This is a genomic window from Leifsonia sp. McL0607 (assembly GCF_049993355.1).
In the GTDB taxonomy this organism is placed as follows: Bacteria; Actinomycetota; Actinomycetes; order Actinomycetales; family Microbacteriaceae; genus Leifsonia.
Map to the genome: position 1 here is coordinate 1,355,042 of NZ_CP188253.1, position 26,014 is coordinate 1,381,055.

At 67.3% G+C, this 26,014-nt stretch carries 26 protein-coding genes and 2 pseudogenes; 13 read left to right on the forward strand and 15 right to left on the reverse strand.

What is annotated here, in order from left to right; translation table 11 throughout:
* Window positions 1–18 precede the first annotated feature (18 nt).
* Genes ACPPVW_RS06490 through ACPPVW_RS06515 form a run of 6 tightly spaced genes read right to left on the reverse strand, consistent with a single transcriptional unit; the run spans window position 19 to window position 6,559 of the window.
* Window positions 19–978, reverse strand: a complete 960-nt coding sequence (locus ACPPVW_RS06490; protein WP_426625700.1) for an amidohydrolase family protein — start codon at window positions 976–978, stop codon at window positions 19–21.
* Entirely contained in the window at window positions 975–1,655 is a 681-nt protein-coding gene (locus ACPPVW_RS06495; RefSeq protein ID WP_426625701.1) for an HXXEE domain-containing protein, read from the reverse strand. The genes ACPPVW_RS06490 and ACPPVW_RS06495 overlap by 4 nt, the downstream gene beginning before the upstream one ends.
* 44 nt (window positions 1,656–1,699) lie before the next feature.
* Entirely contained in the window at window positions 1,700–3,931 is a 2,232-nt protein-coding gene (locus ACPPVW_RS06500; RefSeq protein WP_426625702.1) for a xanthine dehydrogenase family protein molybdopterin-binding subunit, read from the reverse strand.
* Window positions 3,928–4,917, reverse strand: coding sequence for an FAD binding domain-containing protein (locus ACPPVW_RS06505; RefSeq protein WP_426625703.1), 990 nt, complete (start codon window positions 4,915–4,917; stop codon window positions 3,928–3,930). Before ACPPVW_RS06505 ends, ACPPVW_RS06500 begins: the two co-directional genes overlap by 4 nt.
* Window positions 4,914–5,438, reverse strand: a complete 525-nt coding sequence (locus ACPPVW_RS06510) for a 2Fe-2S iron-sulfur cluster-binding protein (protein ID WP_426625704.1) — start codon at window positions 5,436–5,438, stop codon at window positions 4,914–4,916. The genes ACPPVW_RS06505 and ACPPVW_RS06510 overlap by 4 nt, the downstream gene beginning before the upstream one ends.
* 11 nt (window positions 5,439–5,449) lie before the next feature.
* Complete coding sequence (locus tag ACPPVW_RS06515; protein WP_426625705.1) at window positions 5,450–6,559, reverse strand: XdhC family protein; 1,110 nt, start codon at window positions 6,557–6,559, stop codon at window positions 5,450–5,452.
* A 47-nt stretch (window positions 6,560–6,606) separates the two neighbouring features.
* Here ACPPVW_RS06515 and ACPPVW_RS06520 point away from each other — a divergent pair, with 47 nt between their 5' ends.
* Window positions 6,607–7,182 carry a nucleotidyltransferase family protein gene (locus ACPPVW_RS06520; RefSeq protein ID WP_426625706.1) on the forward strand — a complete coding sequence of 192 codons (576 nt, stop codon included), beginning with the start codon at window positions 6,607–6,609 and terminating at the stop codon, window positions 7,180–7,182.
* A gap of 14 nt (window positions 7,183–7,196) precedes the next feature.
* On the opposite strand, the gene ACPPVW_RS06525 is transcribed toward ACPPVW_RS06520, so the two are convergent.
* Window positions 7,197–7,823, reverse strand: a complete 627-nt coding sequence (locus ACPPVW_RS06525) for a TetR/AcrR family transcriptional regulator (RefSeq protein ID WP_426625707.1) — start codon at window positions 7,821–7,823, stop codon at window positions 7,197–7,199.
* Between the two features lie 84 nt (window positions 7,824–7,907).
* Here ACPPVW_RS06525 and ACPPVW_RS06530 point away from each other — a divergent pair, with 84 nt between their 5' ends.
* Window positions 7,908–8,996, forward strand: coding sequence for an ABC transporter permease (locus ACPPVW_RS06530; RefSeq protein WP_426625708.1), 1,089 nt, complete (start codon window positions 7,908–7,910; stop codon window positions 8,994–8,996).
* A 296-nt stretch (window positions 8,997–9,292) separates the two neighbouring features.
* Here the strand turns inward: ACPPVW_RS06530 and ACPPVW_RS06535 are convergent, their stop codons facing one another.
* Complete coding sequence (locus ACPPVW_RS06535) at window positions 9,293–9,748, reverse strand: CocE/NonD family hydrolase C-terminal non-catalytic domain-containing protein (protein WP_426625709.1); 456 nt, start codon at window positions 9,746–9,748, stop codon at window positions 9,293–9,295.
* A 16-nt stretch (window positions 9,749–9,764) separates the two neighbouring features.
* Window positions 9,765–10,013, reverse strand: a pseudogene (locus tag ACPPVW_RS06540) (CocE/NonD family hydrolase C-terminal non-catalytic domain-containing protein); the annotation flags it as partial.
* Between ACPPVW_RS06540 and ACPPVW_RS06545 the strand changes: the two are divergent.
* Window positions 9,909–10,994 (forward strand): DUF2207 domain-containing protein, encoded by a 1,086-nt coding sequence (locus ACPPVW_RS06545; RefSeq protein WP_426625710.1) that lies wholly within the window; start codon window positions 9,909–9,911, stop codon window positions 10,992–10,994. The pseudogene ACPPVW_RS06540 and the gene ACPPVW_RS06545 sit on opposite strands and share 105 nt — an antisense overlap.
* Here ACPPVW_RS06545 and ACPPVW_RS06550 read toward each other — a convergent pair.
* The 3 genes from ACPPVW_RS06550 to ACPPVW_RS06560 all read right to left on the reverse strand — a co-directional run bounded on the left by ACPPVW_RS06550 (window position 10,900) and on the right by ACPPVW_RS06560 (window position 12,523).
* Window positions 10,900–11,247, reverse strand: coding sequence for a hypothetical protein (locus tag ACPPVW_RS06550; RefSeq protein WP_426625711.1), 348 nt, complete (start codon window positions 11,245–11,247; stop codon window positions 10,900–10,902). The genes ACPPVW_RS06545 and ACPPVW_RS06550 overlap by 95 nt on opposite strands.
* On the reverse strand, window positions 11,237–11,521 hold the full coding sequence (locus tag ACPPVW_RS06555; RefSeq protein WP_426625712.1) for a hypothetical protein: 285 nt from the start codon (window positions 11,519–11,521) through the stop codon (window positions 11,237–11,239). Before ACPPVW_RS06555 ends, ACPPVW_RS06550 begins: the two co-directional genes overlap by 11 nt.
* A gap of 414 nt (window positions 11,522–11,935) precedes the next feature.
* Window positions 11,936–12,523, reverse strand: coding sequence for a TetR/AcrR family transcriptional regulator (locus ACPPVW_RS06560; RefSeq protein ID WP_426625713.1), 588 nt, complete (start codon window positions 12,521–12,523; stop codon window positions 11,936–11,938).
* Window positions 12,524–12,608: 85 nt separating this feature from the next.
* On the opposite strand from ACPPVW_RS06560, the gene ACPPVW_RS06565 reads away from it, so the two are divergent.
* From ACPPVW_RS06565 to ACPPVW_RS06580, 4 genes and pseudogenes are all read left to right on the forward strand, one after another.
* Window positions 12,609–13,697, forward strand: a complete 1,089-nt coding sequence (locus tag ACPPVW_RS06565; RefSeq protein WP_426625714.1) for an ABC transporter permease — start codon at window positions 12,609–12,611, stop codon at window positions 13,695–13,697.
* 245 nt (window positions 13,698–13,942) lie between these two features.
* A pseudogene (locus ACPPVW_RS06570) lies at window positions 13,943–14,287 on the forward strand (ATP-binding cassette domain-containing protein); the annotation flags it as partial.
* 6 nt (window positions 14,288–14,293) lie between these two features.
* The gene (locus ACPPVW_RS06575) at window positions 14,294–14,776 is read left to right on the forward strand and encodes an AAA family ATPase (protein ID WP_426626259.1); all 483 of its coding nucleotides are present in this window, start codon (window positions 14,294–14,296) and stop codon (window positions 14,774–14,776) included.
* Complete coding sequence (locus tag ACPPVW_RS06580) at window positions 14,773–16,365, forward strand: ABC transporter permease (RefSeq protein WP_426625715.1); 1,593 nt, start codon at window positions 14,773–14,775, stop codon at window positions 16,363–16,365. The genes ACPPVW_RS06575 and ACPPVW_RS06580 overlap by 4 nt, the downstream gene beginning before the upstream one ends.
* A 700-nt stretch (window positions 16,366–17,065) precedes the next feature.
* Here the strand turns inward: ACPPVW_RS06580 and ACPPVW_RS06585 are convergent.
* Both ACPPVW_RS06585 and ACPPVW_RS06590 read right to left on the reverse strand, forming a co-directional pair.
* Window positions 17,066–18,370, reverse strand: a complete 1,305-nt coding sequence (locus ACPPVW_RS06585) for an ABC transporter permease (protein WP_426625716.1) — start codon at window positions 18,368–18,370, stop codon at window positions 17,066–17,068.
* On the reverse strand, window positions 18,367–19,248 hold the full coding sequence (locus ACPPVW_RS06590; RefSeq protein WP_426625717.1) for an ABC transporter ATP-binding protein: 882 nt from the start codon (window positions 19,246–19,248) through the stop codon (window positions 18,367–18,369). The genes ACPPVW_RS06585 and ACPPVW_RS06590 overlap by 4 nt, the downstream gene beginning before the upstream one ends.
* A 36-nt stretch (window positions 19,249–19,284) precedes the next feature.
* Here ACPPVW_RS06590 and ACPPVW_RS06595 point away from each other — a divergent pair, with 36 nt between their 5' ends.
* The 6 genes from ACPPVW_RS06595 (at window position 19,285) to ACPPVW_RS06620 (ending at window position 25,396) form a co-directional block, all read left to right on the forward strand.
* On the forward strand, window positions 19,285–20,511 hold the full coding sequence (locus ACPPVW_RS06595) for a histidine kinase (RefSeq protein ID WP_426625718.1): 1,227 nt from the start codon (window positions 19,285–19,287) through the stop codon (window positions 20,509–20,511).
* Entirely contained in the window at window positions 20,508–21,185 is a 678-nt protein-coding gene (locus ACPPVW_RS06600) for a response regulator (RefSeq protein ID WP_426625719.1), read from the forward strand. Before ACPPVW_RS06595 ends, ACPPVW_RS06600 begins: the two co-directional genes overlap by 4 nt.
* 140 nt (window positions 21,186–21,325) lie before the next feature.
* Window positions 21,326–21,952: a hypothetical protein gene (locus ACPPVW_RS06605; RefSeq protein WP_426625720.1), complete on the forward strand. Its 627-nt coding sequence runs from the start codon at window positions 21,326–21,328 to the stop codon at window positions 21,950–21,952.
* A 79-nt stretch (window positions 21,953–22,031) separates the two neighbouring features.
* Window positions 22,032–22,631: a hypothetical protein gene (locus ACPPVW_RS06610; RefSeq protein ID WP_426625721.1), complete on the forward strand. Its 600-nt coding sequence runs from the start codon at window positions 22,032–22,034 to the stop codon at window positions 22,629–22,631.
* A 110-nt stretch (window positions 22,632–22,741) separates the two neighbouring features.
* Window positions 22,742–23,989 (forward strand): IS701 family transposase, encoded by a 1,248-nt coding sequence (locus ACPPVW_RS06615; RefSeq protein ID WP_426625722.1) that lies wholly within the window; start codon window positions 22,742–22,744, stop codon window positions 23,987–23,989.
* A gap of 576 nt (window positions 23,990–24,565) precedes the next feature.
* Window positions 24,566–25,396: an aldo/keto reductase gene (locus ACPPVW_RS06620; RefSeq protein WP_426625723.1), complete on the forward strand. Its 831-nt coding sequence runs from the start codon at window positions 24,566–24,568 to the stop codon at window positions 25,394–25,396.
* A gap of 267 nt (window positions 25,397–25,663) precedes the next feature.
* On the opposite strand, the gene ACPPVW_RS06625 is transcribed toward ACPPVW_RS06620, so the two are convergent.
* Window positions 25,664–26,014, reverse strand: a complete 351-nt coding sequence (locus tag ACPPVW_RS06625; protein ID WP_426625724.1) for a hypothetical protein — start codon at window positions 26,012–26,014, stop codon at window positions 25,664–25,666.

Sequence of the window (26,014 nt, forward strand, 5' to 3'; positions counted from 1 at the left end):
CACTGTCCGGTCAGCGGCTCAGAGTCTCAGCAGGCGCTCGGCGTTTCCGTGCGCAATCTTCTCTTTGTCGGCGTCCGGGATCGGCGCGTTCTCGAGGAAGGGTCGTGCCTCCTCCAGCCCCATGATCGGGTAGTCGACCGCGTACAGAATGCGCTCGACGCCGAGCATTTGAATGCATAGCTGCAGGTTGCGGTAGTCGAAGATTCCGCTGGGCGAGATGTGGATGTTGTCGATGACGTAGTCGGTGATGCGGCGTTTCAGGCCGGTCACCCGTGGCGGCATCCGGTCCTCCAGTCGGGGCAAGTAGTAGGGGATCAGCTCGCCCCAGTGGCCGAGGATGAGCTGGAGGTCGGGGTACCGGTCGAACACTCCGGACAGGATCAGGTGTAGGGCGTGGGTGCCGGTGTCGACGTGCCATCCGTAGCCGAAGCTGGAGAACACGGCGCTGACCATCGGGGAGAGGCCACCGTAGGCGGCGGTGCGGATGGCCTCCGGCGGGAGCCCGGGGTGGATGTTGATGGGCACACCGAGGTTGACCGCCGTCTTGAGGATCGGGTCGAATCGTTCTGCGTCGAGGAATTCGTCCTCCACCCGGTTGGTGACGAACGCTCCGACGAACCCGAGGTCGTCGACGCAGCGCTTCAGCTCGGCGGCCGCGGCTTCGGGCTGGGTCCAGGGAAGGGTCGCGAACGCCGAGAAGCGGCCGGGGTAGCGCCGGATCGCGTCGGAGGCGTAGTCGTTCGTCTCGCCCACCCGATCGGGCCGGGTCTCGGGAGACGAGAGCACCTGCACGTCGACCCCGGCGGCGTCCATGGCCACGACACGATGGTCGTCGATCGAGAGTCCGCTCTGATCGGCGCCGCCGACGAGCCCGCCGTCCATGCTGCTGTCGCCCAGCGGCCCCGCGGATGCGCCCATCCCCTCGACGGCGCTGGTTCCCGGCACGCTGAAGTGCTCTTCGACGGTGATGATCTTCATTTCGCGGCCTCCGCTCCGGACTCCTCGGCTGCCGGTTCGACGTCGTACTTCCCCATCTGCTCGTCGGGGATCACGTACGGAGAATTCCGGTCGGCCGCCAGGTAGTTCGGGGCGACCACGCCTGCCACCAAGAACGTGGCCAATGCGCCGGCGGACTTCGCGACGTCGCCGCCGGTGATCGGCCCCTTCGCGTGGATCGCGCGGATCGTGGCGATCCCGACCGGGACATGGAGCAAGAAGGAGGTCAGGAACCCCGGGCTGTACGTCGTGTGCGCCATCCGGGGCATGAGGACGCCGTGCCCGAAGGCCTGGAAGATCCCGAGCGCCGCCGCCGGCAACGCCAGCCACTTCACCTTCGGGAACAGGATCGGCAGCACGTAGAGGGCGGAGAAGCCGACGTTCGCGCACATCAGGCCCTGCGTGTTCATCGGCCAGTTCCGCGGCTGGTCGCTCTTGAACATGGTGCGGTTCGCCATCCCGGGGAAGTACCCGGGGTCGACGTATTCCTCGTACTGGTGCGCGGACATCGCCACCGAGTTCATCACCGAGAGCGCTCGGACGTTCAGCTCCGGCTTCTTGGCGCTGGCGACGAGGACACTCGCGCCTCCGAGAGCCATCGCCGTGACCGCGCCCACGCGCGGCCACTGCTTGCGGTAGAAATCGCCGAACGTGCTCATGGTTACCTCCAGTCAGTTCGTTTCCTTCTGCATCCGACCCGTGCTCAGAGAAGCCGATCGAGCGTGATCGGAAGGTCGCGCACGCGCACTCCGGTGGCGTGGTAGACGGCGTTGGCCAGTGCCGCTGTGGTGCCGGTGATGCCGACCTCGCCCAGTCCGAGAAGGCCGAGCGGGGAGGTCGGGTCCGGTTCGTCGAGGTATTCGACTTCGATGTCCGGGATATCGGCGTGGACCGGCAGGTGGTAGCCGACGAGGTCGGCGTTCATGTGCCGGCCGTTGCGGGGGTCGATCAGTGCTTCTTCTTCGAGCCCGGCGCCGATGCCCATGATGATGCCGCCGCGGAGCTGACTGCTCGCGAGCTTGGCGTTGATGACGCGTCCGACGTCGAAGACGCCGAGCCAGCGGGCCACCCGGATCTCGCCGGTGTCGACGTCGACCTTGACCTGGCAGAAGTGCGCCCCGGTCGCCGCGCGGACGAAGCGACGGCGGTCGCGGACCAGGTTCGTGATGAAGCGCACCTGGGAGAGGCCACGGGCTAGCGCCGAGTCCGAGCCGGTCCGCGCCTCGATGAAGGGCAGGCCGCCGGCAGCGACGACCGCGCCCGGCGCATCCTGGCCTGTCCCGTGGCCACGCTTGCGGAGACGGTCCAGTTCGCCGGTGAGCTGCTCGCAGGCCTCGAGCACGGAAGCGGCGACGCTGGCGGTCTGAGCGGAGGCGAACGCACCGGGACCCGGTGGCAGCCGGCTGTCGCCATGCTCGACGGTCACCGCGTCGACGGGGACATGGAGTGCGTCGGCAGTGATCTGCGCTTGCGCCGTCGCCGCGCCGATGCCGATCTCCTGGAAGGCGCAACGGACGAGAACGGTGCCGTCGGCGTTGAGCCGAACCGACACGTCCGCCGGCATCTGCGCGGGGAGGTAGAAGGCTCCGGCCACACCCCAGCCGATCAGCCAGCGGCCCTCGCGCGTCGCCCGCGGGGCGGACGGCCGCTCGGCCCAGCCGAATCGCTCCGCGCCGCGCTCGTAGACCGATCGGCGGGCGCGCCGGGTGAAGCGCTTCCCATCGAGGGGGCTGCGCTCGGGATCGTTCCGCAATCGGAGCTCGACAGGATCCATCCCCAGCTCGACGGCGAGCTCGTCGAGGGCGGACTCGAGGGCGAATGACCCCATCGCCTCTCCGGGAGCGCGCATGAAGGTGTTCGGGAGCGCATCCAGCTCCGTGGTGGCCTGCCGGAGCAGGATGTTCGGCGCGGTGTAGACGTGGCCGGACTGAGAGGTCACCGGCTCGGCCATCCCGCCGACCCGTCCGATCTGGGAGATGCCGGTGTGCACGAGCGCGGTGATGCGACCGTCGCGGTCAGCGCCGAGGGCGACGCGCTGGGCGGTCGGTGTGCGCGCGCCGACCGTGCGGTAGACCGTCTCGCGGCTGGAGACCAATCGCACCGGCCGCGCGCAGGCCCGAGCGGCGAGGACGGCCAAGAGGGTCCCGGCCCAGACGGCCGCCTTGCCCCCGAAGCCGCCGCCGACCGCGGTGGCGATCACCCGCACGCCGCTCGCCGGCACCTCGAACCGCATGGCCAGGTGCCGACGGGTCCAGTCGATGTTCTGGGTCGCGTCGTACACCGTCAGCGAGTCGCCATCCCAGACGGCCGTCGTCGCATGCGGCTCCATGGCGTTGTGGTTGTGCGGCGGCGTCGAGTACTCGTTGTCGACGCGTGCGGCGGCGGCGGCCAGCGCCTCCTCCGGTTGGCCCACCTTCGCCTCGCCGATCATGACGATGTTGTTCTTCACCGGCACGGCGTGCTCCTGGGCTGCGACGAAATCGGTCTCCGCGGGCAGCGGCACATAGTCGACGCGGACCAGCCGGGCGGCGTCATCCGCGGCCTCCTGGCTGTCGGCGACGACCATGGCGACGGGCTGGCCGTTCCAGAACACTTCGTCCGTGTTCAGGTAGCTGACCCGCGCCCCGCCGGCCGCGGTTCCGGCCCTCAGGTAGTTCACTTTGGGCGGCGGTGCCATCCGCGGCGCGTTCTCGTGGGTGAGCACCCGGACGACGCCGGGGACGGCCGCCGCTTCCTCCGCGTGGATGGCGCTGATGCGTCCTCGTGGGATGTCGGCGAGCACCAGCGCGGCGTACGCCAGGTCTGGGAAGGAGTACTCACCGGAGTACCGGGCCTGCCCCGACGTCTTCGCGCCTCCGTCGACCCGGTCGAGCGGCCGCCCGACATACTGCACGGCCTCCCCCGCCACTGTGCTCTGTCGCGTCGTCGTGCTCATGCCGCGATCGCCTCCTCCGCCAGACTGCGCAGCGTCGCCACGATCGTCCTGCGTGCGAGTTCGACTTTGAAGGCGTTCCCGTCTCTCGGGTCGGCGTCGGCGAGTTCGGCGTCGGCGGCGGCGCGGAAGGTCTCCTCGGTCGGTGCTGCGCCGAGGAGGAGGCGCTCAGCGGCGCGCGCTCGCCACGGTTTCGTCGCGACGCCACCGAGGGCGAGGCGTGCCACGGTGATCTCTCTCCCGGACACTTCGAGGACGGCCGCGACCGACACCAGCGCGAACGCGAACGATGCCCGGTCGCGGACCTTGCGATACGTCGAGTTGAGGCTCGCCGGGCGCGGAAGCTCGACGGCGACGATCAGCTCGTCGTCCTCCAGAGTCGTTTCACGGTCGGGGCGATCGCCGGGAAGCCTGTGGAGGTCGCTCAGCGGAACCCGCCGCGAACCGTGCGTGCTCTCGACCTCGACGATCGCATCCAGCGCCACCAGGGCGACCGCCATGTCCGAGGGATGCGCGGCGATGCAGTGCTCGCTCACGCCGAGCACAGCGGTGTTGCGGTTGAACCCGCCCAGGGCGGCGCATCCGGTCCCGGGCTCGCGCTTGTTACAGGGGGCGGACGTGTCCACGAAGTAAAGGCAACGGGTGCGCTGGAGGAGGTTGCCGCCGACGGTGGCCATGTTGCGCACCTGACCCGACGCGCCGGACAGGAGCGCGCGGGCCAGTACGGGGAAGCGCTGTCTGACGAGCGGATCGGCCGCCAGATCGCTGTTGCGTACCAGCGAGCCGATGCGGAGGCCGCCGTCCGGCAGTTCCTGGACGCCGGTGAGCGGAAGTCGCGTGAGATCCACCAGCGCGGCGGGGTGCGCGATGCCGCGCCGCATCAGGTCCACCAGGTTGGTGCCGCCGCCCAGCGCGACCGCGCCAGGCTCCGCGAGTGCCTGCAGCGCCCCGGCGGTGTCGGACGGGCGGATGTAGTCGAACGGTCTCATCGGTCGCTCCCCTCGGTAGCGTCGGCGACCTCCCGGATGGCGGCCACGATGCCGTTGTAGGCCCCGCAGCGGCAGAGGTTGCCACTCATCCGCTCCCGGATCTCCTCATCGGTGAGCTCGATCTGCGCTGCGCCGAGATCGGCGGTGACGACACTGGGAGCGCCGGAGCGGTGCTCCGCCAGCATGGCGATCGCCGAGCAGATCTGGCCCGAGGTGCAGTAGCCGCACTGGAAGCCGTCGTGCTCGACGAACGCGCGCTGCATCGGGTGCGGCGCCCCTTGGTCGCCGACGCCTTCGATCGTGGTGATCTGGGCGCCGTCGTACTGCGTGGCGAGGGCCAGACAGGATGCTATGCGCCGACCATCCGCGATCACCGTGCAGGCTCCGCACGCGCCCTGATCGCAGCCCTTCTTGCTTCCGGTCAGTCCGAGATGGTCGCGCAGCGCGTCGAGCAGACTGACCCGAGAGTCCAGCTGCAGTTCATGGCTCTGCCCGTTGACCGTGAACTGCACATCTTCCACGTTCGTCTCCCTCATCGCTCGTGTTCCCTCGGATCGGCTCCCGCAGCCACGGGCGCCACCCGACAGGATTCTTCGTGTTCGACCGGCCGATGGTGCATCGGCCCCGTGACATCGCGTAACGGCGATCCGGTCCCACCGTGCCGCGCTGCAGTGATCTCGGCCAGGATCGACAGCGCCGTCTCGACGGGTGTCGCACCCCCGAGATCCAGGCCGAGGGGCGAGTGCAGGCGGCTTAGCGCGTTGTCGTCGACGCCCTGCTCGGCGAGCAGAGCCGCGCGTCGGGCGACGGTCGACCGCGCCCCCATCGCGCCGACGAAGCCGACGGGCATGCCGAGGGCGATCCGCAAGGCGGGCACATCGAGCCGTTCGTCATGCGTCAGGACGCAGATGGCCGTCCTGGCGTCCACGTCCTCGCCGTCCAGTGACGCCAGGTACTCGTCCGGGAACGCCGTGACCAGCTCGTCCGCCTCGGGGAACCGCGACGCGGTGACCAGCGGCTCCCATGCGTCGCAGACGGTGACGGCGTACCCGGCGGCCGCGGCCAGACTGCATAGCGCCGCGCTGTGCTCACCGGCGCCGAGGATGATCAGCCGCGGCCTCGGCGCGCGTGAGAGGACCAGCAGATCGACCGGCTCGTACGCGCCGGCCGCATACGCCGCCGGCACCAGGACGTTCTCCCGGCCCGCCACGGCGGCCGGCGTGAAGAGCCCGGGATCGTCGATGATCCGGCCGAGCTCGGTTCCGGAGGTCACGACACCGAGGGAGACGGCCCTCCCGTCGGCCGCTCGCTCCAGCAGCCCCCGGCTATGGCTCCCGATCTCATAGGCGACGAGCTCGATCGCTCCCCCGCAGGCGAGCCCCGCCGCGTGCGCTGCCTGATCGGTGAACCCGAAGCGGCCGGTGCGGGCCGTCCCCTCGCTCAACACAGTACGGGCGAGCACCACCGAGTCGCTCTCCACGCAGCCGCCCGAGATCGACCCGATGATGGCGCCGCTCTCCGTCACGGCCATCGTCGATCCGACCCCGTGCGGAGCACTGCGCAGCACACGCATGACCGACACCGCCGCGACCCGCTCACCAGATTGCAGGATCGGCAGCAGTCGCTCCGCCAGCTCTAGCATCCGCAGCTCCTTCCGCTGGAATCGGGAGTCGGTACGCTGTGCAGATCATGTCGGCATCCACGCACCGCCTGTGCGGACTCGTCCTCGCCGCCGGCTCCGGCACCCGCTTCGGCGGCCCCAAAGCCCTGGCGCGGCGGGCCGACGGGACGCCGTGGGTCGAACTCGCCGTGAGCATGCTCTGTGACGGCGGCTGCGATCGTGTGTTCGTCGGCCTCGGCGCCGGTGCCGAGGAGGCGGCGCGTCTCGTACCCGACTCGGCCGAGGTCGTGCTGGTCCGCGCCTGGGCCGATGGGCTGTCGGCCACACTCCGCGCCGGTCTCGTCGCGGCCCGCGAGACGGACGCGGAGGCGCTGGTCGTGACGCCGGTCGACACCCCATCCGCTCCGGCTGAAGCCCTGACCAGAGTGCTCGGCGCGCTGGGGCCGTCGATGAGCACCGGATGCGCTCAGGCGATCTACGCGGGACGACCGGGGCATCCCGTGGTCATCGGCCGCGGCCACTGGAGCACTCTGATCGGGACACTGACCGGCGATCGCGGAGCCCGCGCCTACCTCGTCGGCAACGATGTGCTCGACGTCGAATGCGGCGACCTGTGGAATGGCGAAGACGTCGACCTCCGCTGAGCCCGGCGCGTGTGTCATGCGATCGCTCCTGGTGCCGCGACCGGCTGTTCCTGTAGTTGGAAGAGCGCGTCGACTCCCGCGAAATAGCGTTCCCGCTCGAAGCCCGGCACGACGGTCTTCTGCAGGACGAGACCCTGGGTGAGCGCGAGCATGGTCGGAGCGACCCGGTCGGCCCAGGCGGCAGCGGCAGCGTCGTCGAGACCGTGCTCGCTTCGTGCCCACGCGAGCAACGGACCGCGGAAGGCCCGTCTCAGTTCGTCGAAGGCGCTGTTGGCGATCTCGGCGAAGTCCGGTTGCGTCGCCGCCTCGCTCCAGAGCTGAAGGATGATCTTCGGGGCGTTCGGCCGGCGGACGAAGGCGTCGTCCAGGATGCGGAGCACGGCGCTCGGCGGGATCGGCGCTTCGTGGCCGGCCGCCTCGATCTCCGCCGCCCGGCCGGCGCCCTCCCGTCGCACTGCGGCCAGAGCGAGCTCCTGCTTGCTGCCGTAGTAGTCGTAGATGGCACCGGACGACAACCCGGACTCCGCGATCACGTCGGCCATCGTGGTGGCGTGGATGCCGCCCCGGACGAAACACGACACCGCGGCATCCAGAATCTGACGGCGGCGCGCCTCGCGATACGCCTCGGTCACCTTCGGCATACGACCCCTTTCCGCCCACATGGTATCTCCGCTATTGTCTAAAAGCGAACGAGCAATCGTCTTTTATTTACTCGAGGGAATCACATGTCATCGCCAGAGCAGAGCACCGAAAGCGCACCCCACGCGCCCCACACGCCGTGGCTCCAGTCCGCCGTCCTGGGCGTCCTGCTCTCCGCGGTGGTCTGCGTCGTCGTCCTTGCCTTCTCCTGGCCGAGCGCGACCCTTAACCCCCAGAACCTGCCCGTCGCGATCACCGGGCCGGCGCAGGCGGTCGACCAGGTCAAGAGCACGCTCGACGAGCAGGCCGACGGCGCATTCGACCTGATCGTCGTGCCCGACCGCGCATCCGCCGTCGACAAGATCCAGTCACGCGACGCCTATGGCGCAATCGTCCTGGGCACCACCCCGGAGGTCCTCACCGCCTCCGCCGCCGGCGCTGCCACCAACCAGCTGATGACGCAGCTGCACACCCAGCTCCAGACGATGGCGCAAGCGCAGGCTGCTGCTGCGGCCAAAGCCGCCGGCGCACCGACGGTGCCGACCGTGACCATACCGCTCACCGACATCGTCCCCCTCGTCAGCACGGACTCTCGAGGTGTGGGGCTCACCATCGCGGCGTTGCCGCTCGTCCTCGGCGGGATGATCGGCGGTATCGCCATCACCTTCGCCGTCAGCGGAGCCTGGCGCCGGGTACTCGCCCTCTTCAGCTACAGCATCGCCGGCGGCCTCGCGATCGCGGGGATCCTGCAGGGCTGGTTCGGATTCCTGGGCGGCTCCTACTGGGCGAACGCCGGAGCCTTCGGCCTCACCCTGCTGGCGATGGGAGCGACAATCGTCGGGTTCGCATCCCTGATCGGCCGCATCGGCGTCGCGGTCGGCCCGGTGCTGTTCATGCTGATCGGCAACCCGATCTCGGGTGCCCAATTCCCGAAGGAGTTCCTGCCCGTCCCCTGGGGCGCGATCGGACAGTACCTGCCGCCGGGCGCCGGGATCTCGCTGCTCCGCAACACGTCGTACTTCCACGACGCGAACTCCGCCTTCCCGATCCTCGTTCTGTGCGCGTGGGCGGTCCTCGGCCTCGTCCTCATCGTCGTCGGACACTTCCGTGACCAGGGACGCCTTGCAGTCGAGGAGAACCCGGCCGATGTACGAGCGAAAGCCGTCCCGGCCTAACGAACTGCGCCGTTGGCTGAACGAAAGCCCGGCCCACCATCGATCGAGTCTTGCGGAGGTCAGCAGCTTTGCTCAGCGCTCAGGGCGCCGGAGCGCTTGTCAGCGCTTTACCGCAAGGCTCGCCCGGACAAGCCTATAAATCTAGCCAAGCTAGCAATCTTTACAGGCGCCCTTGAACCCTGACTGCCGAGCACCGGCTCAGCGTTGTCGCCAAAGCGCTGAGCAACCGGTGGGTTTGGCGAAACCGTTGAGCGGGCAGTCTTGGCGGCAGTCACCGGTCGAGCCCCGCGCGACCGCTATTCTCCGACCGGCCCGAAGATGCCGGACACGTCCGCCGGCTTCGAAGCATACTTTCGTCTGGGGACGACGGGAACGAGGAGGTGCGAGTCGAACTGCCCGCCGGTATGAAGCGTGTGCCGACCTTGGTTGCGAACCTCCCACGCGAAGGGCAGGAACCACGACGGCGTCCGATGGCCAGAGATGACCAGGCGCAGTCGCTCCCCTGGGTAACACACCCGGCTCGACGGCCATACCGCGATCTCGACGGGCACGATCTCTCCAGGGCTCAGAAGCTGCTCGTGAGCGTGGGTCTGAACTGGAGCGAACGGGGTCGAGGCCTCGGCGTCGAGTTCGCGATGCGACACGCGCAGGATCCCAATGGCACCCGGGTGCGGGTTGCCGAGGTAGACGACTGGACTGAAGTTCCCTTCCCGGGTCGGCTTTCTGCACGGCGACGAAGATGTCCATGTCATCCGCGCCCTCAGCCTCCACCCACAGCCGCAGCTTCATGTAGCCGGTGAGTTCGACTTCCTCATCGAACGTCAGCTCGAACGTCGCGACTCCGTCGCTCGCTTCGTACGAGACCGAGGACTCGATGGAACTCGGCTCCCGCGAGAGGGTCATGTCGTCGGCGTGCAGGTAGAGCTCCTCGTACTGCGTGCGCGGGAGCGGGAAATCCTCCTCGGGGCGTTCAGAGTACTGGTTCACGTCGCCGGTGTCCACCACGTCGATGCGCACGCACTGATCGAGAACTACGATGGCCACCCGACCGACCTGGAGGTGGTGTCGGTGACCGACGAGAAGGGCACGCCTCGTCCGTACACGAGGGCGTCCGACGGTGGGGTCCTCTCGCTGACGATCGCGGCAAAGGACTACGTGCACGGCGACCGGACCTACGTCATCACCTACCGGCAGTCGAACGTCACGCGCTACTTCGCCGATACCGGCAATGACGAGTTCTATTGGGACACCAACGGGACCGGGTGGGCGCAGTCCTTCGACCGCGTGACGGCGATCGTGCATCTCGGTTCCGGCCTGGCCGATGCCCTGCAGGGCACCACGTCCGCGTATCGCGGCGTCCAGGGCTCAACGGAGGCCGCGACTGTCGAGCGCACAGGCGACGGGTATCGCTTCGGTGCCGGCCACCTCGGTCCGCATGAGAATCTCACGTTCGCGATCGGCTTCGCCCCCGGCACTTTCGCGGGTCGCCCCGACGGACTCTTCGACACCGGCTGGGGCTTCGCAGCGGTCGCCGGCCTCCTGCTCTGCATGCTGGCGGTGGTCGGCGCGATCGTCGCGCGCGTCGGCCTGCTGCGCGACGGCCCCGGACGCGGAACGATCATCCCCGAGTACGTGCCTCCGAAGGAGGGGCTGCTGCTCGCGGCGGACGTGACCCGTCGCAGCAAGAAGGCGGTCGCCGCGCAGACGCTCGACCTCGCCGTATCGGGCAGAATGCGCGTGCTGCAGACCACGGGATTCAATGGCAAGACGCGACCGAGCAGCCATCCCACAGCGAGCAAGACCACCGCGATCAAAGCAAGCAGCGGCCACCATCGGCGAGCCCAGCCACGCTGCGGTTTCGCGTGCGCCGGCGTCTCTTCGCCTGCGGCCTTGGACAAGGCGTTCAGCTGGCGATCTTGTGTCGCTCGATCAGCAGGTGAACACCCTCGCGCACAAGCTCGGCCTGCGTCCGCCCCGTCGCTTCCTCCAACCGCTTGAACGCGGCGAAGTCCTCATCCGAGATCCTGCCACGCACCACCGGGGACTCGCCGCGGCGGGTATCGCCCACCTTGCGGCGACCACGGCGGATCTCCCGCTCGACTGCCTCGATCGACCCGTACTCGGCTACGAGGAATTCACGGCCGGCGGCCGCGGCCGCTTCGCCGGTCAGAGCCGGTCCAGTTGGCGCCACAGGCATCGACTGGTCAGCGTAGCGGTCGCTCGCCGCCTCGAAATCACGTTCAGAAACCATTGGGATACTCCTCTCGCATTCTCCGGAACCTCGGTCCCAACTGCATCACGTGGAACACGAACGCCTCCCGTCCCGAACCATCGATGGCGACCTGAACGATGACTTCCAGCTCACGATCGGTCTGAGCATGCTCAGGGCCGATGTAGAGCCGGTCGACCGTCCCGTCGCCATGATCCGCAATGTCCACGGTGTAGCTCGCATGCAACATCGCGTAGACCGCATCCGCCCGAGCGACTCCGTGCTTCGCGGTCGAGTCCGCCCAACGTGGTGCCATATGACCATCATAGCAAATCCGATCCGCTTAATCGAGCCTATTTGTGTAGCCGCTAATGACCGTTATGTCAGTTTGGGGACGGGTATAACGGCAAGATTTGCAGATACACCCTCCCCTGATAGTCACATCCTGGATCGCCGGGATACGTGTCTCAAAAGCCATGTTGATGCTCCGCGCCTTTCGCCTGACCATTACGTGAGCTGCGTCGAGGTCTCCCCAGACTTCGAACCGCTCGCGCTCATAAAGTCACTGACCGCGGAGGTTCAGTCGGTGCACCTCACGACCCGCTGCAAGACTGCGACCCCGATCCCAGATCCATGACTGACCGGCTGGCTTCGCCTCGGCCAAGCGATAGCCTTATTGTCCAGTCGGGCGGCTCCTCGCTCTATCTTCGAGCCGATGCCGCGCAGACCGCTATGAGAAGAGCAGATCAACTCCGGCGAGGAAGTGCTCCTTGTCGAAACCCGGCGCGATGGTCTGCTGAAGGACGAGCCCTTGCAGGAGCGCGAGCATGGCTGGCATTATCTTCTCCGCCCACTGCAAGGCCGCATCCGGGCCCATGTCTCGGGATTGTTGCGCCCACTTGGTGAGCGGCGCGGAGAGCGTGGATCCGAGCGCTGCGAACGCACTGGTGGCGACTTCCGCGTATTCCGGGTCGGTCGCGGCTTCGCTCCAAAGCTGGATCACGATCGTCCTGGTACGCGGTTGACGGGCGAAGTCGGCATCGAGCGCTCGAAGCAGGTTCGCGGGCGAAATCGGCCCGTCGAGACTGGCGGCGTCAATCCCCGATGAGCGCCCTGCCCCTTCGCGCCGCACGGCAGCCAACGCGAGCTCCTGCTTGCCCCCGAAGTAGACGTAGATCGCACCAGCCGACAGTCCGGACTCGGCGATGACATCGGTCATCGTCGTGGCGTGAATGCCATTCCGGATGAAGCATGCGATCGCGGCATCGATGATCTGATCCCTCCGCGCCTCGCGATACGCCTCGGTTACCTTGGGCACGGGCCTCCCTTTCCGATTGCATCCTATGCGGACTTCAACTATAAAGAACGAGTAATCGTTTTTTATTTCACCTGAGGAGATTCCGATGACGTCGCCAGAAACGCCAGGTCAACCAGCACTGGCTGCGCCCCACACGCCGTGGCTGCGCGCAGGAGTGCTCGGGGTCCTGCTCTCGGCTGTGGTGTGCGTGATCGTGCTCGCATTCTCGTGGCCGAGCGCGACCGTCAACCCGCAGAATGTGCCGGTCGTGATCTCCGGGCCCGCGCAGGCGGTCGATCAGGTGAAGACCACGCTCGACAAGCAGGCCGACGGAGCGTTCGATCTGATCGTCGTCTCCGATCGCGCAGCAGCCGTGTCGAAGATCAAGGCGCGTGATGCCTACGGAGCGATCATCCTCGGCACCTCCCCCGAGGTCCTCACCGCGTCGGCAGCGGGCGCCGCGACGAACCAGCTGATGACGCAACTGCACACCCAGCTGGAGACGATGGCACAAGCTCAGGCGGCCGCCGCCGCGAAGGCGGCCGGGTCTCCGACGGTGCCGACGGTGACCGTGCCCCTGACGGACGTCGTTCCCCTGGTCAGCACTGACCCGCGCGGCGTCGGGCTGACGGCAGCCGCGCTCCCCCTGGTGTTCGGTGGAATGATCGGTGGTATTGGGATCACGTTCGCGGTCAGTGGAGCATGGCGTCGCGTCGTCGCCCTCTTCACCTATGCCATCGTGGGCGGCCTCGCCATTGCGGGGATCATGCAGGGCTGGTTCGGATTCCTCGGCGGCTCCTACTGGGCCAACGCCGGCGCCTTCGCGCTCACACTCCTCGCGATGGGAGCGACGATCGTCGGATTCGCCTCACTATTCGGTCGCATCGGCGTCGCCGTCGGGCCGGTGCTCTTTATGCTCATCGGCAACCCGATCTCGGGGGCATCCTTCCCGAAAGAGTTCCTCCCTGTCCCCTGGGGCGCAATCGGCCAGTTCTTGCCACCGGGAGCTGGAATCTCGCTCCTGCGGGACACGTCATATTTCCATGACGCGAATCCCGCATTCCCGATCCTCGTGCTGACCGCCTGGGCGGTGTTCGGCCTCATCCTCATCGTCGTCGGCCACTTCCGCGACCAGGGGCGCCTGACCGTCGAGGAGAACCCCAGCGATGTGGCAGCGGAGGCGGTGCTCGCCTGACCGCCCTCCGGCCGTAGAGCCGGCGACACGACCCCCCACCATCGCTCGAGTATTGCAGCAGGCGTAGCGTACGAACACGTTGGCTGCGAGCTTCGGCGAGCGGTGTCGAATCACCAGACATCCACAGTAAACCGTCCTGAACGACGACCAAAGGAAAGACAGTAGTGAGAGCAGACGAAGCCGTGATCGAGGTCGATGGACTGGCCAAGTCGTTCGGGAAGTTCCAGGCTCTACGCGGCCTCGACCTCACGGTCCGGAAAGGGGAGGTCCACGGCTTCCTCGGCCCGAACGGCGCAGGGAAGTCTACCACCATCCGGGTGCTGCTCGGCCTTCTCCGGGCGGACGGCGGCACCGTCCGCCTGCTCGGCGGTGACCCGTGGAAAGACGTCGTCGAGTTGCACAAGAAGCTCGCATACGTGCCGGGCGACGTCTCCCTCTGGCCGGGGATGACCGGCGGAGAGGCGATCGATCTGCTCGGGACCCTTCGCGGCGGGCTGGACGAGAAGCGCAGAGTCGACCTACTCGACCGGTTCGAGCTCGATCCGACCAAGCGCGGCAGGCAGTACTCGAAGGGCAACCGTCAGAAGGTGGCGATCGTGGCCGCCCTCGCTTCCGATGTCGAGCTACTCATCCTGGACGAGCCGACCAGCGGGCTCGACCCACTGATGGAGAGCGTGTTCCAGGAGGTCATCGGCGAGGCCAAGGAGCGCGGGACGACCGTGCTGCTCTCCAGCCACATCCTGGCGGAGGTAGAGACGCTCGCCGACCAGCTGAGCATCATCCGCGACGGCCGCATCGTCCAGAACGGCACGCTGACCGAGCTGCGGGGGCACACTCGCACCTCTATCCACGCGGTGCTCGACCGGGCGCCGTCCGCACAGGAGCTCGCGGGCTTCCACGACATCCACCTCGACGGGCAGAAGCTCAGCGGCACGGTCGACTCGAACCGGATCGGTGACGCGATGAGCGTACTCACCCCGCTCGGGATCGCCTCCCTCACGGTGGAGCCGCCCTCGCTGGAGAGCCTCTTCCTGCGCCTCTACGAAGCCGACGACGCTGCACCGGCGATGGCTCGATGAGCACGGCGCTGGCGGGCACCGCCCCACTGCTGCGCACGTCGATCAAGCACGACGGACCCAGTTTCGCGCCCTGGATACTCATCGCGACTTTCCTGTCGGGTTCCGCCGTTCTGCTCTACCCGCTGATCTTCCCGTCGCAGCAGGACCGTGCCGGACTGGCCGCCGCGGTCGGCGGGAACCCGGCGATCGGGCTGATTTTCGGCCCCGTCTTCGACCTCTCGACCAACGACGGGTTCAACGCCTGGCGCAGCCTCGCCCTCGGCGGCTTCATCGCAGCCCTGGGCGCGATCTTCGCTGTCACCCGCGCCACTCGTGGACAGGAGGACTCCGGCCAGGCCGAACTGCTCGCCTCCGGTGTGATGGGCCGCGCCAGCCGACTCCTCGCGGGTGTCGGACTGGCGTTCGTCTGCTCCCTCGCGTTGGGGGTGACCGCCGGCGTCGTCACCGGGTTGTGCGGCGGCGACTGGGAGTCGTCGATGCTCCTCGCCGCCACCTTCACTGCGACCGGCTGGATGTTGGCCGCCGTCGCCGCGGTCACGGCCCAGATCGGCTCCGACTTACGCACCGCCAACTCCCTCGCGGTCGGCACGCTCGGCGTGCTGTTTCTACTGCGCGGTTTCGCCTACGCCGTCGTCGCGCCCGAGTGGACCATCTGGATCAACCCGCTCGGCTGGATGACCGAGACTCGTCCGGCAACTGGCAACCATTGGTGGCCGCTCTGGTACGCGCTCGCGTTCACCGTCGTGCTCCTCGGCGTCGCCTTCGTCCTGCAGGCCCGACGCGATTTCGGACAAGGAGCCATCGCGCCCCGCCCTGGACCCGCGCGCGGGCGCGACCGCTCCACCTGGCGACTCGTTCTCCGACTCAACCGCGGACCGATCATCACCTGGACAGTCGCATTCATCGCCCTGGGCGGAGTGTTCGGCTACTTCGCCACCTCGATCACCAACCTCCTCGGCGACAACAATTCGGTCGCGCAAGTGCTCGCCGCCGGTGCCACTACACCGGAAGCCCTGACCTCCGCATTCCTCGTCACGATCCTCAGCCTGGTCGGCATCATCGCCGCCATCCCCGGCGTGCAGATCATGCTCAAGGTGCGCACCGAGGAGATGGAAGATCGAGTCGAGCCGATGATCGCCACGAAGGTGCGCCGCCAACGCTACTTCACCAGCAATGTGGTCCTCGCTCTCGCCGCCCCGGCGATATTCCTCCTGATAGCCGGGACGCTCATCGCGACGCTGGCTGCGACCGCCAACATCGGCGTGGAATTCGGTGACGTGCTCCTCCAGGCAGTCGCGACCATCCCGGCCGTCTGGACTGTCGTCGCGGTATCGGTAGCCGTTATCGGCGCGCGCCCCCAGATCGCTTTCGCCGCCTGGCTGGGAGTGCTCGCTTCATTCGGACTCACCCTCCTGGGCCCGACATTCAAGCTCTGGGACTGGATCCTCGCGGTCAGCCCGTTCTGGCACATCCCCAACGTCACGACGGACGACGCCGACTGGTGGGGGTTGGTCTGGATCAGCCTGATAACCGTATTGTTCGTCGCGATCGGATTCGTCGGATTCCGCCGCCGAGACCTCGCCCGCTGACAAAACCCCTCGGGCGATTCCGATCGACGACGGGCGGAGAAGGCACCCGGAGCGAGCTGCAACGCGGGCAGATACAAGCAGCAGACCGATCAGATTCAGAAGCGGCAACGAGGTTCGATCTGGGCTGCCGGCATGCGCAATCGAAATGCCAACGCAAGCTCGCCACCTCGAAGACCGGGTAAGGGTCCCGATCCTGATAATCCCGTTATCCAGCGTAGCGATCAGGCCCTTCCGGCACGTTCGGCTCTCGAGTGCACTGATATCGCCGTCGTCAGGGTTCGGCGATGCACGTGAGAAGCGTCAGTCCAGATACCAGGTGAGCTCGCTCAGCGTCGGTGAATGTCGAGACGACGTCAGCAAGCCAGTGCTGTTACAACTCGTGGGCCTGCGTCCTCTCAGCCGCGCCCGGCCTCGGTCATCCGGATGATGTGCCGTCGACCGCCGTTCTCATCGCGGTGTTTTCTTGACATAGCCCAGCGTCACCGAAGCGGCGATTGCCGCGCTCATCCTCTGGGCACTCACGTTCTGAGTTCGGGCAACTCTTCGCCGGTCAGTCCGCGAGAATCACTCAAGAGTGCGAGCGCGCAATGCTACGTGATCGAGAGCTCAGCCGCGACTCCCGCTCTTTCGCGGATACGGCGAGTGCCGGGCGGGCGCGGTTTCTCGCGCCTGCCCGGCACTCCTTCTTCCTGGTAGGGCTCTATTCGTAGCGGAGGGATTCGATAGGGTCCTGTCGGGCTGCGCGTGCGGCGGGGAGGGTTCCGGCAAGGAACGCGATGCCCATGACGAGGAGGACGATCCCGAGGATGGAGAGGGGGTCGAAGGCGATCAGGGTGAGGCCGGGGAGGCTGGAGAACATCGATGTGCCGAGGGCGGAGCCGATAGCTGTTCCGGCGAGCATGCCGAGGCCGACGCCGATGGCGGAGCCGAGGAGGCCGATGAAGGTGGCTTCGAAGCTGAACAGGCCGAAGATCTTGCCGCCGCCCATTCCCATCGCTTTCATCAGGCCGATCTCGCGGGTGCGCTCCTGGACGGACATGAACAGCGTGTTCACGATGCCGAAGCTCGCGGCGAGGAGAGCGATGATCGCGAATGCGTTGAGGACGAGCACGATCGCGTCGATGACGCTCTTGAAGCTGCCGAGGGTGTCCTGGAGGGTGGTGCCGGTGTAGCCGGCCGCACTGAGCCGGTCTTTGAGGGCTTGCACCTGATCCGTGGTCGCTTTGTCGTCGAAACGGATGGTCGCGGAGCTGTATGTCGCGGCTTTTGCGGCGCTGAGGCCTGTGCTCTGCGCTTGGAAGAGTGCGTTGGTCATGGCCTGGTTCGGGGTGGCGCTGGCGCTTCCTCCGCCGAGGCCCGCTTCGGAGATCCCGACGATCGTCGCGCCAACGGTGTGGGCGCCGCCGATGGCGTCGCTCAGTCCGAAGACGACCTGCTGCCCGAGCGCGGCGCTGTTGCTGGCGAAGCCGAGCGCCTTCACGTAGTCGACGGGGATCGCCACCTGGGGTTCGGTGGCGGTCTCGGACGGCTGTGATCCGTCGGCGAGTTGGACCTTCATCCCGGCCACGAAGGAGCCGACACTGATCTGATACGCCGTACTGGAACTCGCGTCTGAGCTGGCACGGACGTAATCGACCTGGACGGACTTCACCGGCTGCACTGAGAGCACCCCGTCGATACCGGCGAGCTGGTCCAGTTGTGCCTGGCCGATCGGGTCGAGTGTCTGCAGGCCGCGGGGCCCCTGATCTGAGGTCACTTGGCCGGGCTCGTACTTCTGCGGGCCGCTCGTGGTGTCCTGGGTTACTGGGCGGGTGACGGTCATGACGTCGGTGGCGCCCATCGAGGCGACTGTGTCGTCGATGTACCGGTTGATGCCCGTGCCGAGGCCGTTGGTGATCGTTAGCGTGAAGCCGCCGATGAAGATTGCGACAATGGTGAGCGTGGTGCGAGTCTTCGAACGGAACGTGTTTCCGATCGCGCTCGTCGCGACGTCGGTGATCTTCATGCGGCCAGCTCCTCGTCTTCGTCACGGTTCACGATCAGTCCGTCTCGGACGAAGATCCGGCGATCGCATCGGGCGGCGAGATCCTCGTCATGGGTGACCACGATCAGCGTGATCCCCTGCGTCCGGTTGAGGTCGAAGAGGATGTCCTCCACCACGGCGCCGGTGGCGGTGTCGAGGTTGCCGGTCGGTTCGTCGGCGAAAATGACCCGCGGGTTGTTGACCAGGGCGCGGGCGATCACTGCGCGCTGCTTCTGGCCCCCGGACAGATTCGTCGCTTTGTTCTTCGCCTTGGTCTCGAGTTCGAGTTCGGACAGCGCCGCAAGGCCGCGACGTTTCCGTTCAGCTCGGCCGACACCCGCGATCTTCATCGGCAGGACGACGTTGTCGAGAACGCTGGCGTTGGAGGTCAGGAAGAACTGCTGGAAGACGAAGCCGAAAGTCTTGTTCCTGGTGCGGTTCAGTTCACGCCCCCGCAGCGTCGCCGCGTCTTGGCCGGCGAGGAGGATCGATCCGGCGCTCGGCTGGTCGAGCAACGCGAGAAGATGCATCAGGGTGGACTTCCCGGATCCCGACTTCCCGACGATCGCGAGAGACTCTCCCTCGAAGACGTCGAACGACACCCCCTTCAGTGCGTCGAAACGGTTCGGCCCGCGGCCGTAGTGCTTGTGCAGATCGCGAACCTGCAGGATAGGTGCTGACAAGGTGCCTCTTCGTATCGATGTCTGGACGATGTGCTTCCAGTTTCGTGCCCGGCCGCTCCCTACGGATCGGACCCCGGCAGCACTGCGCTGACCCGGCTGGTGTATGTTGCGCATACGCCAGCGGGGGTATGCGCGAGGGGCAGACCGCGACGCATGCTGGAGTGAACGATTTCCCACTCACCCGCACCGACCGCCGTCCTCTCTCGGAGTCCCATGAACCAATCCGGCCGCCCCGTTGTACCCGTGCGAAGAAGACTGCCGACGGCACTGGCCGACCTGATCGTTGCGTTCGTCGTGATCGGAGCGGCGCTGCTGCCGACGGGAGACGCCTCCGACCACCGGGCCATCCCCTCGGCAGTATTCCATTCGCCCTGGCTCCTGGTCTTCCCGATTGCCGCGACGGTCATCCTCCTGTTCCGACGACGGTGGCCGACGGCGACCCTCGCTGGGACGGTCGTCCTTCTGCTCGCCGGCATGATCACGAACCCCACGATGCTCCTCCTTGTCGTCCCCGTCGTGATCGCAGCTTTCGGTGTCGCACTCCGCGCCACCCGCCGAACCACGCTGGTCGCCACCGCAGCCACCGTCGTGGTGCTGATCGTGCTCGAAATGATCGGGAGAGGGCAGATCCTGGACCTACGGATTCTGCCGCTCGCCACGGTCGTGGCTGCCGCCGCGATCGCGGGAGATGCGACCCGGTCCCGACGGGCATACATCACGGCGATCACCGAACGGGCGCTCCATGCCGAGGAGACCCGGGAATCCGAAGCCCGCCGCCGCGTTGCCGAGGAACGACTCCGGATCGCTCGCGACCTCCACGACACCGTCGCCCACCAGATCACCGTGATCAACCTTCACGCCAATGTCGTGACCAACTCCCTCCGCGTCGATCCGACACTGGCGGAACAGTCTCTCGTAACGATCCGCACCGCCGCGCGAGCCGTCCTCACCGAGATCGGTCAACTGCTCGCCATGCTGCGCGCCGACATCGGCGACGAGGATGTGCCTGTCGCCACTCTGGACGACCTCGATGAGCTGATCGCCGGGTACACGTCATCCGGATTCACGATCACCACCCGCACCGAGGGTCGCCAGGTCAGCCTTCCCACGGCGGTCTCCGGCGTCGCTTACCGTGCCATTCAGGAAGGCCTCACCAACGCCCACAAGCACGGTAGCGAACACCGCGCACACGTCCTGCTGCAGTATCGGGCCACCCAGCTCGCCATCACCATCACCAACCGAACCTCTGCACACGAACCGACCGCCGCAGCTGATGTCCCCCCATCAGGTCATGGACTCCAAGGCATCCGCGAACGCGTCGAAGTCGTCGGTGGTCACGTCGAGACCGGCCCCACCGGCACCGGGTATCGGTACCAGGTGTTCATCCCTCTCGCGACGCCTGCTGCCGCACCCCACGTGTCCGAAACAATGGCATCATGACCATCTCCGTCCTCCTTGCCGACGACCAGGAACTCATCCGATCCGCCGTCCGTTCCCTGATCGCCCTCGCACCCGATCTCACCGTGGTCGGCGAAGCCACAGACGGGGTAGAAGCCGTCAACCTCGCCAAACAGCTCCACCCGGATGTGGTCTTGATGGACATCCGGATGCCCAACAAGAACGGCATCGAAGCGACCCAGGAGATTTGCGCCGACCACGACCTCGCCGACGTGCGGGTTCTCATCCTCACCACCTTCGAGGAAGACGAATATGTCGTCAACGCCCTCCGCGCTGGCGCCAGTGGCTTCATCGGCAAAGGCACCAACACCGACGACCTCCTCGGTGCCATCCACATCGTCCGTGCCGGTGAATCCCTACTTTCTCCGCACGCGACCCAGGTGCTCATCGACCGATATGTCCGGCCCCTTCCGCAAGACCCCGCCGACGAACGACCGCTCCGCGGACTAGAAGAACTCACCGACCGCGAACGGGAAGTCCTCTTCCTCGTCGCCCAGGGCCTCAACAACACGCAGATCGCCGACGAGTTCGTCATCTCGCCCGCCACCGTGAAAACCCACGTCGGCCGCATCATGACCAAGCTCTACGCCCACGACCGCGCTCAACTCGTGATTGCCGCATACGAAACCGGTCTCCGCACACCCGGCCCACGCTAGACCTGGCGCGTCCCCGCCATGAGATCGGAGCGCAGCCCGGACGACGCTATCGGGCGAGCACAACAGCACCTTCCACATCCACCTCTGACCGGCCCGCACCCGGCCGGTCGATTGTGGCCCGCCTGTGCAAGGCTGCTTGCATGTTCTCCACCCGCGGCGCCCAGGTCCTCGTCGCCGCCGCCCTGGTCCTGCTCGCCTGCGGCTGCACTGCGACACTGAACCGCTCCGTGCCTACACAACCGAACAACGCCACGCCGACGCCCACGCACCACCCCAACGACGGTCTGCCCTGGATAACCCCGATCGACTTCGACGACGCCGAAGCAGTCGCACACCCGGGCTACTGGGAACCAGTCGGCGTCATCGACAGCAGCGGGGCGACACGATTCCAATCCCTCCACATCCAGGGATGCACCCTCGCCGTCAACGCCTCCCCAGCCTCAGTGATCGAGGGCGCCATCCAGGCCGGAGCGGACCGTGCCAGCACCGTCATCGTCATCGCGAAACTCACTGGCTACGACATCGCCGACGTCAAGGGCGACTGGAAGCTCAGCACCATCCGGTACGGCAACGACCCCGAACACATCGGCCGGGTCGACGTCCTGGAGACGAACGGAACGGACAAGGACGGCGCCTACCGCAGCGTGGCCCGGGTGCTCACCGACGTCGACCTGTTCATCCGCTTCCACATCGAATGCGCCGACCAATCCGCCCTGCAAACCGCGACCGGACCTGACAACGCCTCCATCGCGATCGCCACCAGCTGACCGGCAGGAGACTCACCCCGTGACCAGCACACCCACTTCCCCACCACCTCCCGGCCGGTGGCATGATCGGACCAAACACATGGCCATCATCCTCGCCCTGCTCGCCATCCTCGCCACCGGCCCCGCCGTTCTCTTCTGGAGGCTGACCGCAGACGACAGCTACCAAGACCACGGCCGCGACCCCTACCTCGCCACCGCCCACTACCGATTCGACTCCGACCTCGACCTGCCAGCGCCACGCTGGTACGTCGACCAGACCGCATGGACGCCCACCGCGAACACGGACTCTGCTGGCGAGGCCACCTTCACCTCCACCATCAACTCGTGCACGTTGCTGACCTGGAAGAACCGCACCGACTCGCACCGCCCCGACGTGCTCGCCACGACCGACCGGGCCGCCACCATCAGCGCCTTCCGCGCAATCACCGGCCTGCAAGTCCAGGACCTCGAGGCGACCCTCGTCGACGACGTCGTCGGCTTCGGCCCGGACGGCCCCTACCAGGCCGACGTGCTCACCTGGACAGACCCCGACCCCGAGCCCGGGCAGCACCGGAGGATCCTCGCTCGCGCCTCCATCAGCACCCACCAAGTCATCGGCTTCACCACCATCTGCGAGACCGACACCGACCTCGACACGGCCCTCGGCGAACTCAACCACAGCATCCGCATCTCCGGCTGAGCTCACCCGCCGGCTACCGGCGCCCGGGCCAGGTCCTCCTCCCGGGCACCGCGTCTAGTAGTACTTGGTTAGGTCTTGTTAACTCTGGCTGAGGCTGTTAATCTCGCGGGGTGGATCGGGTTGAGATCGAGCGGGTGCGCGGGGAGTTGGACGAGTTCGTGGGCGAGGTCTTCGCGTCGCTTGCGCGGAAGGATCAGCGGTCGAAGGGTGGCCTGTATTTGCAGGGGCTGATGCTGGAGGGTCGGCGTAAGTCGATGCAGCCGATGGGTGATCGGCTGGGGATCGATTATCAGCAGTTGCAGCAGTTCGTGTCCTCGTCGCGGTGGCCGGTCGAGCCGGTCCGCAGGCAGCTCGCGCGTGCGGGCGTCGGACTGATCGGCCCGGAAGCGTGGGTGGTTGATGACACCGGGTTCGTGAAAGACGGCCCGGCCTCTCCTGGCGTCGCCCGCCAGTATTCGGGCACCTTGGGGAAGATCGGGAACGTGCAGATCGGCGTCAGCGTGCATGCTGTCACCGATGCTGCGTCGTGTCCGCTGGGGTGGCGGCTGTTCTTGCCAGAGTCGTGGGACGACGCATGCGCGGATACGAACGAGGACGCTGAGCAGATCGCGGCGCGGCGGGTGAAGGCGCAGATCCCGGACACCGTCCGGCACCGCGCCAAGTGGGAACTCGCGCTGGAGATGATCGACGAGCTGGGCTCGTGGGGGCTGCGCCCGCCGGTGATGGTCGGCGATGCCGGCTATGGGGAGATCGGGTCCTTCCGCACCGGCCTGACCGAACGAGCGATCCCCTACATCGTGCAGGTGAAGTCGTCGACGAGCGTGCACGATGCCGCCGCCCGGTTCGAGATGCCCGAACAGACCGGGAAACGGGGGCGCCCGTTCACTACGGCCAGTTACCGGAGCACCCCGGTCCAGGCGAAGGCCTACGCCGAGGCCCTGCCCGCCGGCGCGTTCCAGCAAGCGTCCTGGCGGCAAGGGTCGAAAGGTGCCATGACCAGCCGGTTTGCCGCAACACGAGTGCGTCCCGCGAACCGAAACCTGCCCCGCAACCCAGACGGGTCGTTGCCCGACTGCTGGTTGTTGATCGAGTGGCCCCACGACGCCACCGAGCCCACCGATTACTGGCTCTCCACGCTCCCGCCCGACACGCCGACCACCGAGCTCGTCCGGCTCGGGAAGATCCGATGGCGCATCGAGCACGACTACCGCGAACTCAAACACGGCCTCGGGTTGGACCACTTCGAGGGCCGCACCTGGCTCGGCTGGCACCACCACGTCACCCTCGTCACCGCCGCACACCTGTTCATCACCACCCAACGACTGGCCGCCGACCCAAAAGCAGCAGGGGCAGCCTGAGCTTCTACGAGATCCTCCGCGAACTCCAAACCGCGGTCATCCGACTCCTCAGCCACTGCCCCTACTGCAAACGCGCCGGACCAACCTAACCAAGTACTACTAGGGGGCGCCGGGGAAACGGGCTGCACGGGCACCGTCGTGGCGGCGCAGCCACGTGTCCGCGACGAGCAGCACGGCCGCAAGCGCGGCCCGAGTCGATGCCGACGCAGCTCACCACGTCACCGGATACCGTCGTCCCCATGGCGCCGATCACCGCGACCTCGGCGCCATTCCCCGCCGCCAGCGGGAACTGCCACCTCAACGTTGCACCCATGACGGTTGGCGTGCCGGTGATCGCCACGAACCTCACACCCCGCGCCTGCTGCGGCCTCTGCTGGCGCGCCGTCGATGATGTTCATGACCAGAGGTTCTGTCGCCGAGCGTCCAGGCGAATCTCGATCTTCCGTCATGCGCCACACGGCGGACTGAGGGGATCCACTCACCTCACCGTGCCACGCTCCCTCCTGAACGGGGCGTATCCCCACCCCTGACTGAGGTCTACCATGAGCGCCGGGCCCGAAAAAAAGGAGACTCCCCATGCCGGTGCTGACCGACACCTTCACGCTCTCGAACGGTGTTCGCATCCCGAGAATAGGGTTCGGCACGTGGCAGATCCCCGACGGTCCGCAGACCTACGACTCGGTCCGTGCGGCGCTCGACGCGGGGTACCGGCACATCGACACGGCTCGCGCCTACGGCAACGAGGAGAGCGTCGGACGGGCGGTGCGCGACAGCGGGATCCCGCGCGAAGAGATCTTCATCACCACCAAGTGCCCGGCCGAGGTGAAGGACGCCGCGGGTGCGCGGCGGGCGTTCGAGCGCTCGTTCGCCCTCCTCGACCTCGGGCCGGTCGACCTCTACCTCATCCACGCCCCGTGGCCGTGGACAGCGATCGGCACCGACCACCGCGCGGGCAACATCGAAGTCTGGAAGGTCTTCGAGGAACTCTACGACGCCGACAAGACCAGTTCGATCGGCGTGAGCAACTTCGTCGTCGACGACCTCGAGGATCTCCTCGCCGCGACCGACGTCGTGCCGCACGCGAATCAGATCCGGTGGTTCGTCGGTCACACCCAGCCGCTGACGACGGCGTTCTGCCAGCAGCACGACATCCGCGTTGAGGGGTACTCGCCGCTCGCGACCGGCGAGCTGATCGGCAACCGCGACATCGCGGCGATCGCGGAGAAGTACGGCACGAGCGTCGCCCAGGTGAGCATCCGGTACCTTTTGCACCGCGACATCCTGCCGCTGCCCAAGTCGACGACGCCGAGCCGCATCGTCGAGAACGCCGCTGTCGACTTCGAACTGAGTGCGGAGGACCTGGTCACCCTCGACGCGCTCGACACGGGCCATTCGGAAGGCCGCTGAGTCGCGTACCCGTGCTCGCGTCGTGCGTCAGCCGAGGGCACGTTGTTGTCGCTTTCGGCGCGCGAGAGCGACAACGTCGTGCCCTTCGCGGGCTCCGCGAGAGCGGGAGGGGTGGGGGCGGTGGTGGAGGCGGGCTCTGCTCGCACGAGTGCGATGCCGGCCAGGATGAGCACGCCGACGACGAGTTGGGGGCGCCGAGCGACTCCCCCAGCAGCAGCCACGCGTAGACGGTCGCGGCCACGACCTCCAGCAGCCCGGCGAATGAGCTCAGCCGCGAGCCGAGCAGGCCGGCGGCCGTGATGCCGGCCGCGTAGGCGAGCGCGGTCGCGAGCACGCCGCGAGCGCGGTCGCGAGCACGCCGACGACCGCGGCGAGCGCGACGGGCGGGAGGCCGTCCGGCGGCCGGGCGGCGATCACGTAGTAGCCGGCGCAACCGAGCATCGCGGTGACCGCGAGCGCCACCCCGACGGCGTCGAGGCCGTGGCCGCCGCCGGGCGCCACGACGAGCAGCAGGCCGGCGAGCGCCTTTCGCGCCCGCCAGGACGGCTGACTCCCGCCCGCGGTGGCGGGAATGAGATGATGACGCCACCAGTCCGCACCATCCAGAGGAGACCGCAC